Source organism: Sphingomonas sp. MMS12-HWE2-04 (genome assembly GCF_044881185.1).
Taxonomy (GTDB): Bacteria; Pseudomonadota; Alphaproteobacteria; order Sphingomonadales; family Sphingomonadaceae; genus Sphingomonas.
In genome coordinates, this window is the sequence record NZ_CP173254.1 from 250,147 (window position 1) to 264,537 (window position 14,391).

At 66.5% G+C, this 14,391-nt stretch carries 14 protein-coding genes; 8 read left to right on the plus strand and 6 right to left on the minus strand.

Annotated features, from left to right (window positions below):
• The first annotated feature begins 124 nt into the window (after positions 1 to 124).
• From AB2M62_RS01205 to AB2M62_RS01240, 8 genes are all read left to right on the plus strand, one after another.
• On the plus strand, positions 125 to 1,264 hold the full coding sequence (locus AB2M62_RS01205) for a TonB-dependent receptor plug domain-containing protein (protein WP_404337102.1): 1,140 nt from the start codon (positions 125 to 127) through the stop codon (positions 1,262 to 1,264).
• A complete protein-coding gene (locus AB2M62_RS01210) occupies positions 1,261 to 2,913 on the plus strand; it encodes a TonB-dependent receptor (protein WP_404339745.1) in 1,653 nt (550 codons plus the stop codon). Before AB2M62_RS01205 ends, AB2M62_RS01210 begins: the two co-directional genes overlap by 4 nt.
• 19 nt (positions 2,914 to 2,932) lie before the next feature.
• Positions 2,933 to 3,493 carry a hypothetical protein gene (locus AB2M62_RS01215; RefSeq protein ID WP_404337104.1) on the plus strand — a complete coding sequence of 187 codons (561 nt, stop codon included), beginning with the start codon at positions 2,933 to 2,935 and terminating at the stop codon, positions 3,491 to 3,493.
• Positions 3,490 to 4,455: a family 43 glycosylhydrolase gene (locus AB2M62_RS01220; protein ID WP_404337106.1), complete on the plus strand. Its 966-nt coding sequence runs from the start codon at positions 3,490 to 3,492 to the stop codon at positions 4,453 to 4,455. The genes AB2M62_RS01215 and AB2M62_RS01220 overlap by 4 nt, the downstream gene beginning before the upstream one ends.
• Positions 4,456 to 4,496: 41 nt before the next feature.
• Complete coding sequence (locus AB2M62_RS01225) at positions 4,497 to 6,044, plus strand: DUF5597 domain-containing protein (protein ID WP_404337107.1); 1,548 nt, start codon at positions 4,497 to 4,499, stop codon at positions 6,042 to 6,044.
• Positions 6,045 to 6,078: 34 nt separating this feature from the next.
• Positions 6,079 to 6,915 carry a diacylglycerol/lipid kinase family protein gene (locus AB2M62_RS01230; RefSeq protein ID WP_404337108.1) on the plus strand — a complete coding sequence of 279 codons (837 nt, stop codon included), beginning with the start codon at positions 6,079 to 6,081 and terminating at the stop codon, positions 6,913 to 6,915.
• Positions 6,912 to 7,658, plus strand: a complete 747-nt coding sequence (locus tag AB2M62_RS01235; protein WP_404337109.1) for a metallophosphoesterase family protein — start codon at positions 6,912 to 6,914, stop codon at positions 7,656 to 7,658. The genes AB2M62_RS01230 and AB2M62_RS01235 overlap by 4 nt, the downstream gene beginning before the upstream one ends.
• 220 nt (positions 7,659 to 7,878) lie before the next feature.
• Complete coding sequence (locus AB2M62_RS01240; RefSeq protein WP_404337111.1) at positions 7,879 to 8,163, plus strand: hypothetical protein; 285 nt, start codon at positions 7,879 to 7,881, stop codon at positions 8,161 to 8,163.
• Positions 8,164 to 8,220: 57 nt separating this feature from the next.
• On the opposite strand, the gene AB2M62_RS01245 is transcribed toward AB2M62_RS01240, so the two are convergent.
• From AB2M62_RS01245 to AB2M62_RS01270, 6 genes are all read right to left on the minus strand, one after another.
• Complete coding sequence (locus AB2M62_RS01245) at positions 8,221 to 9,597, minus strand: DUF1501 domain-containing protein (protein WP_404337113.1); 1,377 nt, start codon at positions 9,595 to 9,597, stop codon at positions 8,221 to 8,223.
• Entirely contained in the window at positions 9,594 to 11,321 is a 1,728-nt protein-coding gene (locus AB2M62_RS01250) for a DUF1800 family protein (protein ID WP_404337115.1), read from the minus strand. Before AB2M62_RS01250 ends, AB2M62_RS01245 begins: the two co-directional genes overlap by 4 nt.
• Positions 11,322 to 11,479: 158 nt before the next feature.
• A complete protein-coding gene (locus tag AB2M62_RS01255) occupies positions 11,480 to 11,935 on the minus strand; it encodes a hypothetical protein (protein WP_404337117.1) in 456 nt (151 codons plus the stop codon).
• A gap of 83 nt (positions 11,936 to 12,018) precedes the next feature.
• Positions 12,019 to 12,576, minus strand: a complete 558-nt coding sequence (gene rpsI, locus AB2M62_RS01260; RefSeq protein WP_404337119.1) for a 30S ribosomal protein S9 — start codon at positions 12,574 to 12,576, stop codon at positions 12,019 to 12,021.
• The gene (gene rplM, locus AB2M62_RS01265) at positions 12,576 to 13,055 is read right to left on the minus strand and encodes a 50S ribosomal protein L13 (protein WP_404337121.1); all 480 of its coding nucleotides are present in this window, start codon (positions 13,053 to 13,055) and stop codon (positions 12,576 to 12,578) included. Before rplM ends, rpsI begins: the two co-directional genes overlap by 1 nt.
• A 159-nt stretch (positions 13,056 to 13,214) precedes the next feature.
• A complete protein-coding gene (locus AB2M62_RS01270; protein ID WP_404337123.1) occupies positions 13,215 to 14,237 on the minus strand; it encodes a COX15/CtaA family protein in 1,023 nt (340 codons plus the stop codon).
• Positions 14,238 to 14,391 lie beyond the last annotated feature (154 nt).

A 14,391-nucleotide genomic window follows, 5' to 3' on the forward strand; every position in this document is an offset into this window, starting at 1 on the left:
TCGGCCTTCGACACGAAGGTATGTTATATATGATAAATCTGTTGCCGGAGGTTCGGCTTCGCGATATCGCAGCAGCAACAGCATTCCGCGGATCCAGCGGGAGCTATCAACCTGGGGAGGTATTATGCAGTTCAAATCGACTCTGTGCGCGTCCGTCTCGGCCGTGATCGGCCTGGCGCTGGTCCCATCTGCCGCACTGGCGCAGACCGCGCAGGAATTGCCCAAGCCCACCAATTCCAGCGCTGACAGCATCAATTCGGCGTCGCCCGACGCCGCGGTGCAGGAAACGCCGAGCGAAGACGAAGCCATCGTCGTCACCGGCCTTCGCCGCAGCCTCGAATCGGCGCAGGCGATCAAGAAGAATTCGGACGGCATCGTCGACGCGATCGTCGCCGAAGACATCGGCAAGCTGCCCGACACCTTCGCCTCCTCGGCGCTGCAGCGCGTCGCCGGCGTGAACGTCACCCGCGGCGGCGGCGAATCGGCAGGTGTGACGGTGCGCGGTCTGCCCGATCTCACCACCACCTATAACGGCCGCCAGATCTTCACCGCCGAGGGCCGCTACGTCCAGATCCAGGATTTCCCCGCCGGCACCGTCGCCGCGCTCGAAGTCTACAAGTCCGGCCTGGCCAACCAGATCGAAGGCGGCATTGCCGGCTCGATCAACGTGCGCGGCCGCAAGCCGTTCGACTTCAAGGGCTTCGAGCTGTCCGGCTCACTCAACGGCGTGCTCTCGCAGCAGTCCGGCAAGGTCGTCCCCAACGGCAACCTGCTGATCAGCGATCGCTGGGACACCGGCATCGGCGAGATGGGCCTGCTGGTGAACGCCTCCTATGTCGGCATCAACTTCCTCGATTCGACGCGCGAACAGTCGATGGTGATCGGCACGACCGACGCGAACAACGCGCCGACCGCGCAGGCCGGGCTGCGCTTCCCCGACGCGCAGGGCAATTTCCTGGGCTATGGCGCGCGCTATCGCCCTTCGGCGAACGCAGCCTTCCAGTGGAAGCCCACCCCCGAGCTCGAAATCTATGCCGACGGTCTGTATCAGGGCTTCCGCTCGAAGGACTATAACCGCTGGATGTTCGTCCCGATCTTCGGCGGTATCACGCTGTCGAACGTCACGACCATCCCCGGCACCAACCAGGTCGCCAGCGCGACCGTCAGCGGCGCCGTGCGTCCCGACGGCTATACCGGCTCGTTCAACGGCAAGACCGACACCTATCAGGCCGGCGGCGGCGCGATCGGACCAAGGATCGCCTGACCCTCTCGGCCGACGTCGCCTATACCGACAGCACCTACACGGCCGATCTGGTCAATGTCGATTATGCGATGGCCAGCTCGCCGGTGCGCAACGTCCAGTTCGAAGTCGATCAGGATGGAGGGCCGTCGCAGCAGTACCTCAATTTCAACCTCGGCGACCCAGCCAACTATATCAGTCGTGGTCTCTACCAAGAGTATCTGGTGGTTAGCGGCCAGGACTGGCAGGCGCGCACCGACCTGTCCTACGATCTCGATCTGGGCCCGCTAAAGCGCCTTCAGGTCGGCATCCGCTACAACGACCGCAAGGCGGGCCGCGACTTCGGCAACTTCTACGTCAACAACGAAGCCGCCGGCATCCCGATGAGCTCGCTCCCGGGAGCGGATGTTCGCGCAACCTTGCCGGGCTTCGCCTATAACGACGCGCAGCCGAACCACTTCTATGCGGCGATCACGCGAGACAGCATCCGCGACAATCTCGTCGCGCTGCGCAGCTTCTTCGGCACGCCCGAGGGCCGGCCGGCGTTCAATCCGCTCGAGAATTTCCGTGCGAATGAAAAGGCCTATGCCGGCTATGCCCAGATCAAATACGGCTTCGATCTCGGCTCGACCGTCATCGACGGCCTGATCGGCCTCCGCGCGGTAAAGACCAAGACCTCGGTCAGCGGCTATGGTTCGGTCGACGGTTCGATCATCCCGGTCACCGCCGAAAGCGAATATACCGACTATTTGCCGAACGTCAGCGCACGCGTCGGGCTCACCGACAAGCTCCAGCTGCGACTTGCGTATACCCAGACGCGTACCCGGCCGAGCTTCTTCGATCTTCGGCCGACGATCACGCTGGGCCAGCCGGTGGATCCCAGCACCTTCCCCGATGGCGATCCGTGCAAGGCTCCTGGCGCGGCAACCGACCCGTCGTGCGACGATCGTCTGCGCCGTGGCGGCTCGGGTGGCAATCCCAACCTCAAGCCGCTGACCGCCGACAATTACGACGCCAGCCTCGAATATTATTTCTCGCGGACGGGCTCGTTCACCGCGGCGGTCTTCCGCCACGATGCCAACGGCTTCCTGGCGACCGTCGACAACCGCTACACCGATCCGACCTATGGTCCGGTGCGCATCTCGCAGCCGGTCAATCTGGGCCAGACACGGCTCCAGGGTGTCGAGCTCGCCTTCACCAGCTTCCTCGACATCGACGGGCTGCCGGATTGGACCAAGGGTTTCGGCGTGCAGGCCAACGGCACCTATATCGATGCCAAGGGCGACCTGATCCCGAGCTTCGCGGCAACCTATGGCGGCGAGCAGCAGGCCTTCCCGGGCGTGTCGAAATGGTCGGGCAACATCGTCGCGCTGTACGAGAAGCCGCAATTCTCGGCGCGTCTGGCCTATAACTACCGCTCGAAGTTCGTGTCCTACTACAGCCTCGAGGCGCTCGATCCGATCGCCCACCCGATCATCGAAAAGGGCCGTGGCCAGCTCGACTTCTCGACCTCGGTCACTCCGCTGCCGAACGTGACCTTCGCGTTCGACGTGGTGAACGTGCTGGGCAACCCGCTGCAGCGCTCGCGCCAGTACAACACCGGCGACAGCTACACGCGCCAGGTGATCTATCTCGAGCGAGCCTATTCCCTCGGCGTTCGGTTCCGCTTCTGAGCGTAAGGGAGGAATGGACATGCACCGCCGTTTCTTCCTCGCCGCCACAGCACTCCTCTCCGCTCTCGCCGTCCCGGGTTCGCCCGGGGCGGCGCAGAGTGCGGGCGGGGCAGGCGACAAGATCATCAACGATCCCCGCGTGCCGGCGCTGACGGCCTATGGGCTCAACCTTCCGCCGCAAGTTCGCGACGACAAGTCGGTCCAGTTCGGCAAGGCGATGCGGATTGCGCTCTCCGGACATGCCGATTTCTGGCGGATCGGGGTGATTACCCCCACGCTCAAGCCGGTGAAGAAGGGCGATCGCATCGTCATCGCCTTCTGGGCGCGCGCGGTGCAGACCGAGAATGGCGCGCCCGGCAAGATCGGCCGCGTCCAGCTCGAAGCCACGCCGGTGGTTCGGACGATCTTCGAGAAATCGTTCGAGCTCACGCCCGAATGGAAGATGTATCAGCTCGCCGGCAATGCCGACCAGGACTATAAGCCCGGCGCGCTCAACGCCGCGCTCCATCTCGACAGCGCCAAGCAGGTGCTCGAGATCGGCCCGGTGTTTATCCTCGACTACGGCCAGCCTGCGCAATGAAATGGCGCTGGGCAATTGCGGGTCTCGGTGTCGCGCTCGCGGGCGCGGCGCTGGCGAACAACCCGCAATTCCCCGGCGCCGACCCGCATGCGATGTTCATCGGCGACGAACTGTGGGTGTTCCCGACCGGCGGGCCCGGCAAGGTCTGGCAGAATGAGCGTTTCCGCGCCTTTTCGTCGAAGGACCTCAAGACCTGGACGCCGCGCGGCGACCTGATCAGCGCCGAGGATATCGGCTGGATCAAGGAGGACGGCGCGCCCGCGCATTTCCTCTGGGCGCCCGGCGTCGCGACGCGCGGCGGCAAATATTATCTCTATTTCTCGGTCGGCCCGCAAAATCCGACGCCGAGCCGGATCGGGGTTGCCGTCGCCGATCGACCCGAGGGGCCCTATCGCGACAGTGGCCGACCGCTGGTCAACGACGGCGGCAACGGCTTCGAGGCGATCGACCCGATGGTGTTCGTCGATCCCAAATCGGGCAAGGCCTATCTCTATGCCGGCGGAAGCGCCGGCGCGACGCTGCGCGTCTGGGAGCTCGGCCCCGACATGATCAGCATTGCGCGCGAGATCAAAGTGGCAACCCCCGCCAATTTCACCGAGGGCGCCTTCGTGCACGCGCGCGGCGGCACCTATTATCTCTCCTACAGCCACGGCCATTGGAATGCCGGCGACTATTCGGTCCATTATGCCACCGCCAGCTCGCCGACCGGCCCGTGGACCTATCGCGGCGCGATCCTGACCAGCGATGCGCGTCACCAGGGCCCCGGTCATCACAGTTTCGTCCGCACGCCTTCGGGCAAATGGCTGATCGTCTACCATCGCTGGGAGCGCGGTCCCGGGCCCGGCCCCTATAAAGGTACGCGGCAAATCGCGATCGACACGCTCCATTATGCCCCAGACGGCCGTATCCTGCCGGTCCGTATGACCGATGGCGCCGCCTCGCCGACGCTGCCGCTGCGTTGAGCCCGCTTGACGTCGCCGCGCGCAGCGGGGGATGAAAGGCGATGCTCCGTCGCCTGCTGATCCTCCTGCTGCTCGCCGCCACGCCGGCCGCCGCGCAGACTCCCCATTTCGCCGGCGGGCAGTTGATCGTCGACGGCAAGCCGTTCCTCATCCTCGGCGGCGAGCTTGGCAATTCGAGCGCGTCGAACCGCGAATGGCTCAAGCCGCACTGGCCGCGGCTCAAGGCAATGCACCTCAACACCGTGCTCGCCCCGGTGAGCTGGGAGCTGATCGAGCCGCAGGAAGGCAGGTTCGACTTCGCCACCGTCGATTGGATGATCGAGGATGCGCGCGGCGCCGATCTGCGCCTCGTGCTGCTGTGGTTCGGCGCCTGGAAGAATTCGATGTCGACCTATGTTCCCGCCTGGGTGAAGCGCGACGAGAAGCGCTTTCCGCGGGCGATGGACGCCGGGGGCAAGCCGCAGGAGATCCTCTCGGCATTCGGCACCGGAACGCGCAACGCCGATGCCCGCGCCTTGGCCGCGCTGATGCGGCATTTGCGCGAGGTCGACGGCGATCGCCACACGGTGATCCTGATCCAGGTCGAGAACGAGATCGGCTTCCTGCCCAGCGCGCGCGAGCACGGGCCGATTGCGGATGCGGCCTTTGCAGAGGGTGTGCCGGGTGCACTTGCCAGCCCGCATCAATCGGGACGCGTGCCATGGAGCGCGGCATATGGCGCTGCCGCCGAGGAGACGTTCACTGCGGAACATTATCGTCGATACACGACCTTCGTCGCGGCGGCGGGAAAGCGCGAATATCCGCTGCCGATGTACGTCAACGGCGCGCAGGGTCGCCCCGGCGTCAAGCCCGGCGGCTATCCGAGTGGAGGGCCGTTGACGCACCTGTTCGGCACTTGGGGGCGCGACGACGACGCAATCGATTTCATCGCGCCGGACATCTATTTCCCCAATTTCGCGGAGATCGTCGCGGGATACGCAATCCCGGGCAATCCCCTGTTCGTGCCCGAGGCGAACAATGCCGGCGAGCCGCGCGCGGCGGCCAATGCCTGGGGCGTCATCGCGAAGCATCGCGGCTTCGGCTTCAGCCCCTTCTCGATCGAGAATATCGATCCCGAGGGCGCTGCGCGTCTGGGCGGGCTCTATGCGCTGCTCGAAGGCCTCACCCCCGAGATCGTCCGCGCCCAGGCGGCAAACCGCATCCGCGGCTTCTCGCCCCCGGTGAGCTTCGACAATCAGGCTGACGAGACCCCGCAGGTCGCGACGCTCGGGCCCTATCGCTTCACGGTGAGCTTCGTCGATCCGTGGACGCCCAAGGACAAGCAGGTCCCCGCCGAGCATGGCGGCGCCATCCTGTGGCTCGGCGGCGAGGACTATCTCGTCGCGGGCAGCGGCATCACCGTCACGGCCGAGCCTGCCGACGGCAAGGGCCGGGCCGGGCTCGATAGCGTCGAGGAAGGGACCTATGTCGATGGCCGCTGGGCGCCGGGCCGCCGCTTGAATGGCGATCAGACCCATCAGGGTCGCCACATCCGCCTGCCGCCCGACGCGCAGGGCGCCCAGCGCGTCCGCCTCTATCGTTACGGCTGAGCCACCAATTGGCGGCTCGCGCGTTGCGGGTGCCATGGAAAAGCTCTGGTTCATCACCAACACCAATTCGGGTACTGCCACGCAGGCCAAGTGCGAGGCGCTCGAAGCGGTGTTCGCCGAGCGCGGGCTGACGCTTGCCGGCAAGACCGAGTTCCCCGACCAGAAACTGCCCGAGCCCAAGGCGCTCGACGCCGCTAAGGTGGATACGGTCGTGCTGTTCGCCGGCGACGGCACGATCAACGCGGCCTTGTGTGCGCTCGGCACATGGCAGGGCGATTTCCTGATCCTGCCTGGCGGGACGATGAACCTGCTCGCCAAGGCGCTGCACAGCGAACTCGATCCGCAGAAGATCGTCCATGCCGCGCATGTCGCCAAGCGGCGGGTCGCTTTGCCCTTTGTCGAGGCGGGGCCGCATCGCGCCTTTGTCGGGCTGATCCTCGGGCCCGCGGCCACCTGGTTCCGCGCGCGCGAGGCCGTGCGCAAGGGCAAGCCCGGCCGGCTGGTCGCGGCGGTGCGCGGTGCCTGGCGGCGGACCTTTGGCGGGCGCGGCATCCGCGTCGACGGCGCGCCCAAGCTGGGCGACGATTATCAGGCGGTGTTCGTGACGCCGCACCTCGAAGGGCTCGACGTCGCCGCGGTCGATGCGCGCGATTGGGGCGCGATCGCCCAGCTGGGCTGGGAATGGGTGACCGGCGATTGGGTCGCCGCGCGCGCGGTCACCGAGGCGCGGACCCAGCGTCTCAAGGTGCGCGGCCGCAAGCCGGTGCTCGCCTTGTTCGATGGCGAGCCCGTCACGCTCGAGCCGGCACAGCCGATCACCGCGGGCAAGAGCCTCGAGACCTTCATTACCTCGCGGGAGGCGGCGGCATGACCAGGCTTTTCCACGTCAGCGACGTCCATTTCGGCCGCGAAGACAAGGCGGCGGTCGAATGGTTTGATCGCACGGTGCGCGAAGAGCAGCCCGACGCGATCATCATGACCGGCGACCTGACGATGCGCGCGCGCTCCGCCGAGTTCGCCGCCGCGTCGAAATGGCTAGAGAGCCTGGGGCGACCGGTGACGGTCGAGGTCGGCAATCACGACTTGCCCTATTTCAATCTCTGGGCGCGCTTCTTTACGCCGTACAAGCGCTATCGCGCGCTCGAGCGGATGATCGAGAAGCCGCTCGACGTGAAGGGCGTCGCGGTGGTGCCGCTCAAGACCACGGCGCGATTCCAGATGCGGTTCAATTGGGCCAAGGGCTATGTCAGCAGCCACGCGCTGCAGCAATCGCTCGCGCTGGTCGAGGCAGTGCCGAAGGGCGACCTGATCTTCGTCGCCGCGCACCATCCGCTGATCGAGGCGGGGACCCGCGCCACCTCGCAGACCCGCCGCGGCGGCGCGGCGCTCGAAGCGCTGGCGACCGCGGGCGCGCACGCCGTGCTCACCGGCCATGTCCATGACCCGTTCGACATCGAGCACCAGGTTGCCGGCGGCACGGTCCGCCTGATCGGCGCCGGCACGCTTTCCGAGCGCGTCCGCGACAAGCCGCCGTCGTTCAACGAGATCCGCGTGACGGGCGGCAGCTTCGAAACGATCGCCCGCTTCAAGGGCGAAGGCGCCGTGCCGCTCTGAGGATGTTCCTCCCTGCTCGCAGGGAGAGGTTAGGGGTGCGTACGCGCGTCTGCGCGCCAAGGACTCTATCGCCCGGGCATGAAAGCATCGCATCCCAACCGATGCCAACCCTCCCCGAGGTCCCCCGTGAAAGCGAAGGCGTATTAGGGCGTCGACTCATAAACCGGGCTGGCAGGAAGCGCCCACTTGCAGACATGGACACCGCCGCTACGCTGTCGGCATGACGATCAGCATGCTGCTTCTTTGCGGTGCCATTGCAGGCCTGATTCTCGGTAGCCTCATCCCGCGTCAGCGGATTGGCTGCTTCGTCTTGTTCGTCGTCCCCATTGCAATGGTGGTGTATGTCAGCCGATGGCAGGCGGTGCATCCGGAGAACATTCGTTCTACCAGCGGCCTCGATTTCATCTTTGTACCGCTTTGGCCGAGCCTGGCGGCGCTCGCCGGATTCTATGTAGCGAGGGCACTCCGTGCCTCGATCGTGCGAAGGCGCCGCGACGACAGCTAACCACCAATCTCGGCGTTCGGCCCTCATACCGGGAGCGGTCGTCTATGGGTTCACGACCTAGGTCTTGAACAACCCCAGCGGACCGCGGCCCGCGGTGCTCCACGTCGCCCAGTTCGGAAAGACATAGGGCATGTCGGCATCCGAAACGCCGTGCCAGCGCGCGATCGCGCCGATATATTCCTCCTGCGCCACGGCGGGCACGAAACGGCCTTCGCTGCTGACGTCGTTGGCGCCGCCCAGCACCGGATCGGGATAGGCGCCGAAAATGCCGCCGGGCGCCAGGTTTCCGCCCACGACCAGATGGTTGCTGCCCCAGGCATGGTCGGTGCCGTTCTGGGCGTTGCCGCGGAAGGTGCGGCCGAAGTCGCTCATCGTGAAAGCCGTGACGTTCTCGCCCATGCCGAGCGCCTGCATCGCGCGATAGAAGCCAGCCAGCGCCTGCGCGAGATCGCGCATAAGGTTCGCATGGGTGCCGGTATCGTTGTTGCCGCCGGCGACCTGGCCCGAATGATTGTCGAACCCGCCCTGGCTGACCAGGAAGGTCTGGCGGCCATGGCCCAGGCTGTTGCGCGCCTCGATCATCCGCGCGACGCGCATCAGCTGGCGCGCGACATCGCTGGTCAGCGCCGCGCCGCTCTCGTTGACGAAATAGCCGTCGACGGTGCTGGTCGCGCTGATGATCGCGTTCGCCGTGGTCGCCTGGCCATAGGCGGCGTTGATGTCGCGGCTGGTGCCCTCGGTAATCGCACCCAGCCCGGTGCTGCTTGCCAGCGCATCGATCGCGGCATTCTTCGCGGCGTTGGCGGCGTTGCCGCTCGCCGAATAGCCGCTTCGCCCCAGCGTACCGGTCGAGGGAAGGACGAGCGCCGACGAGGTCCGGCCCAGCGTCGCGAGGTTCGACCCGGCGAGCGAGATCATCGAGGGCAGGGGCGTGCTGCCCATGCGATCGGTGATGCGGCCCATGAAGCCATCGAGGCTGACGTCGCGCGCGCGCAGGCCCTGCCAATGCGCCTGCTCGTCGGCATGGCTCATCAAATTGGTCGGGCGCAGATCGGGCCGCGAGGCATAGGTCGACTTGGTCAGCGGCGCGAACAGCGTGCCGGCGTTGAGCACCAGCGACAGCGCACCTTCGTCCCAGAGCGGACGTAACGCAGTCATTGCCGGGTGCAGCGCATACGGGGCGTTGGTCAGCGCGGTCAGCGCCGGCGCCTTGATGCCCACGCTGCCGCGCGCGGCGAGATAGGCCGAATGCCGGCCGTCGGTGGGGATCACCATGTTCCAGCCGTCATTGCCGCCGAACAGGAAGACGCCGACCATCGCGCGATAGCTGCCATTGGGGGCGGCAATCGCGGAGGTCCGGCCGAGTTGGCCCATGGCGGCAAGCGCGCCCGAACCGGCGACGAGGCGCGTGAAATCGCGGCGGGAAAGCGTCATCTTCGTCTTCCTCTTAGCGGTCGGCCAGGAACAGCGGGCTGGATGCTGCGACATAGAGCATCATCTGCGCGCGCCTGCGGGCCTGGAGGGTGGGATCGGCGTTCGTAATCGGCGTCGCGGCGGCCTTGAGCGCAGCCTTTTGCGCGTCGCTCAGCGTATTGGCGAAAAGCAGAAGGTCGATCCGCGCCACGGTCGCATCGAGATCGGCGGCCAGCGTCTCCCAGCTCGACCATTGCGGCTGGCTCAGCGTCGAGAGCGGCAGGCCGGAGTTCGAGCGCGAATTCCGAACGCGTGGCGTCGCCGCTCACCGTCCAGTCATAGATGAAATTGTGCCAGCGCAGCGCGTTCGAGGTGTTGAGCAGCTTCGAGACCGGGCTACGCAGTGTCGTGCTGCCGGGCAGCGGATAATCCTGCGGGTAGAAGCCGAACACCGAAGGCGCACGCATCACCGGCTGGCCGAGCGCGGTGTCGCGCGTGGTGAAGACATAGCCGTCGGTGTTGAAGCCGATCGCGCGGGCGAGCGACGTCATCAGCAGGATCGGCTCCTTGAGCTTGCCCGAGGTCGCGGTGGGCACCGCGCGGGCCTCGCTGTCGGTCAGGATCGCGCGGACGACGGCCTTCAGGTCGCCGCGCACGCCGCTGCCATTGTTGGCGAACACCGCCGCGACGCGGCCGACATAGGCGGGCGTCGGGTTAGGCGTGACGAGCTGGGCGATCAGGAACTTGGAGACGAAGGGCGCAGTCGAGGCATTGTTGAACGCGGCATCGACCACCGCGGCGACGCTGGCATCCTGCGCCGCGCCGGCGCCGACGCTGGTGCCGAGGAACGACTTGGCCGTGGCGTCATAGCGTGCCGTCACGGGGATCATCGGCTTCGAATAGTCGCGGGCATTGCCATCGGTGATCGCGGCGCCGCCGACCCGGGCATAGGTCCAGCCGGTCAGTGCCTTGGCGACGCCCTTGATGTCGTCGGTGGTGTAATTGGGCATGCGCGCGCCGGTCGAATTGAGCTTGGGCGTGCCGTCGGCGTTGAGCTGGTCGGGGCCCATCGAGAAGAGCTGGAGCAGCTCGCGGGCATAATTCTCCGACGGCGCCGACTTGTTGCTGTCGGCCATGTCGAGATAGTCGCCCATGTAGCCGAGCATCGTCACCTGGGCGAGGATGTCGCGGTAATTGCCAAAGGCGTTGGTCAGGAAGATCTGGTTGAGCGCGGCGATGCCGGCGGCCGAATTCACTTCGGCTTCGGAGGCGACGACCATCTCGCCGATCGCAAGCGCGACGCGCTGGCGCAGCTGGTCCTGCCCCATCACCGCATCGGCATAGAAGCGCATCGCGACGGGGGTGCGCGAGAAATGCGCGCGCGCGCAGATCGTGTCGCCGCTGGTGCAGAAATCACGGCGCACTTCGCCGGCGGCGATATCGGCATAGCTGCTGCCCGAGGCGGCGAATTGCTCGTCGAGCCAGCCATTGACGCCCAGGCTGCGGATGCGCGCGATCGTGTCGGCGGTCGGGCCGAAGGTTGCCTGCTTGGCGAGCCGCGCGGCTTCGCCGTCGAGCCGCCTGGCCTCCGCGGCGGGATCGACCGTCGGCGTGACGGTGACGATGCCGCCGGTGGGCGTTCCACCCGCCGCGCTGCCGCCGCTGCTGCCACCGCCGCCGCCGCATGCGCTCAGCGCAAGGAACATCGCCGTGCCCAGCACGGTCCAAGACTTTGACGCGATCATCGAATTCCCCGCTCGGCTCCACTCGGCCGATCTGCGTTGCCTCCCGTCATTATAGAGCGGCGAGCCAGCGTAAGCCGTGGAACTAGCAGAGATATTTAACCAAAAGATGAAGGCGCTATCGTCGTGCCCGTAACGATCCCGCTATCCCGGCCTTTTCGCTAGCGCCGCCAATGGCGCATCTGGGGATAGAGCGCCGTGCGGGTGAGACCCCAATATTGCAGCAGCGGCACGCCAAAGCTGCGTCCCTGCGCAAAATTCTCGGCGATATTGGCGCCGTCGCCGCGATAGCCATGATCGTGGAAGACGATGCGCGGGTCGAGCGGGATCGCGCAGGCGGCGGCATAGGACCAGGCGATCGCCGCCATCTCCTCGCCCGGATCGGGGGACACCGCGTCGTGGTCCGCGCCGGGGTCGGCGACGGCGATGTGGCCGGCCTCGTGGAGCATATCGCCGGGAAAGGCGAGCCGTTCGGGATCGACCACCAGCACGCCGCGGCGCACCGTCATCCCCGGCAGGAAGGTTTCGCCGGGCAGGTCATCCTGCTCGACGGCGATCCCCGCCTCGGCGAGGAAGCCCAGGATGCGGGCGGTCTCTGGCGTGTCGAACGGGCGCATCGCCGCACTCTAGCCGGGCCGCGCCGACATGCAAAAGGGGCGGCCCGTTGCCGGACCGCCCCTCTTGTTCGAAGGCCGGAAGCTTAGCGCTTCGAGAACTGGAAGCTGCGGCGGGCCTTGGCCTTACCGTACTTCTTACGCTCGACGGCGCGGCTGTCGCGGGTCAGGAAGCCGGCGGCCTTGACGGGCGCGCGCAGGATCGGCTCGAACTTGGTCAGCGCCTGGCTGATGCCGTGCTTGACTGCGCCGGCCTGGCCCGAGAGCCCGCCGCCCTTGACGGTGCAGATCACGTCATACTGGCCGGTGCGCTCGGCAACGCCGAACGGCTGGTTGATGACGAGGCGCAGCGTCGGACGCGCGAAATAGACTTCCTGATCGCGGCCGTTGATCGTGATCTTGCCGGTGCCCGGCTTGATCCACACGCGGGCAACGGCATCCTTGCGGCGGCCGGTTGCATAAGCGCGGCCGAACTTGTCGAGTTCCTGCGCGCGCAGCGGGGTGGTGTTCGTCGGGGCGTCGAGCTGGCCGGCGAGATACGCGTCGGCGCGCTGTTCGGACGAAGCCTGCGCGTTGGCCGCAACGGCCTGTTCGCCCGAGGCGATCGCGCCCAGATCGGAAAGGGACTGGCGGTTGTCGGACATTATGCGCCCACCTTGTTCTTGCGGTTCATCGACGCGATGTCGAGGACTTCGGGGTTCTGCGCTTCGTGCGGATGATCGGTGCCGGCGAAGATGCGCAGGTTGCGCATCTGCTGGCGGCCGAGCGGGCCGCGCGGGATCATGCGCTCGACGGCCTTCTCGAGCACGCGCTCGGGGAATCGGCCTTCGAGGACCTTGGCCGCAGTGATCTCCTTGATGCCGCCGGCATAGCCGGTGTGCTTGTAGTAGACCTTGTCCTGCAGCTTCTTGCCCGTGAAACGGATCTTGTCCGCGTTGATCACGATGACATTGTCACCGCAATCGAGGTTCGGGGTGAAGCTCGTCTTGTGCTTGCCGCGCAGCACGTTGGCGATGATCGTCGCCGCACGACCGACCACCAGGCCGTCGGCATCGACGATATGCCACTTCTTCTCCACCTCGTGCGGCTTGACCGACTTGGTGGTCTTCATCAGCTCCTTCATGGGGCCGGGACCTTTCGAGTAAAAAGCGAACGCGCCAGCCACAGGGCCGGCGCGATTGAGGGCCCTTTGCGCAAAAGCCTCGCGAAAGTCAACAAATGCGTGGCTTTGCTGACAGGTATTATAATACCGCCGACTTCCACTGCCGCCAATATGGCGCGTTCAGCGCATGCGACCGACGGCGTGTGCGCCCCAGACGGTCGCGATCACGAGCAGCGCGCCGGTCAACTGGTGCAGCGCGGCGAGGGCGATGTTCACGCCGCTCATCACCGTGGCGATGCCGAGCAGGATCTGGAGCCCGAAGGCGCTATGGATCGCGATCGAGGCGCGCCGATCGATCCCGCGGACGCGCCGCGCCAGCACGACCAGCGCGGCGACCACCACCCAGGCCCACCAGCGATGGACGAAATGGACGATCGCCGGATCGTTGAACAGGGCGTCCAACACGGGACGGCCCTCGATCGTGGCGCCCGGGAAGACATGCCCGTTCATCAGCGGCCATTCGTTGGTGACCAGCCCGGCGTTGAGCCCGGCGACCAGCGCGCCGAACAGCAATTGGACGAAGAGGATCGCAAGTGTCGCGCCGCCGAGCGCGGTCAGCCGCGCCGGTCGGGCCCGACCGTCCAGCGCCAGGGTGCGCAGGTCGAGCGCGGTCCAGACGATCCCGGCGAGCGTGAACAGCGCGACCAGCAGGTGGGTGGCGAGGCGGAGATGGCTGACATCGGTGCGCACGCTCAGCCCGGACTTGACCATCCACCAGCCGATCGCACCCTGCAGACCGCCCAGTGCGAGCAGCGCGACCAGCCGCCCGCCATAGCCGCGCGGGATCTGCCGCCGTATCGCGAACCAGATCAGCGGCAGCGCGAAGGCGACGCCGATCAGCCTGCCGAGCAGCCGGTGGAGATATTCCCAGAAGAAGATCGCCTTGAACCCGGCAAGCGTCATGCCCTGGTTGAGCTGCTGATATTCGGGGATGCGCTTGTAATGGGCGAATTCGGCCTGCCACTGCGCATCGTTGAGCGGCGGGATTACGCCCGAGATCGGCTTCCACTGGGTGATCGACAGCCCCGACTCGGTAAGCCGCGTGATCCCCCCGATCACGACCATCAGCACGATCAGCCCGGCGACGAAGAACAGCCAGGTGGCCAGCGCGCGCGGGCGGGCGGTGGAGGGGAGGGGAGTCATCTGGAGCACCGGGCCTGTCTAGAGCCGCGCCAGGGGGTTGACCAGTCCGGCCTCGCCCAGCGCCCGCGTCCGGCTGCTGCCCGATTCGAGCCGAGCGGCGTACAACGCGCCTTTTGGCAAATGCACATGCAAGTGCGTCGTCGGGCCGGCCCAT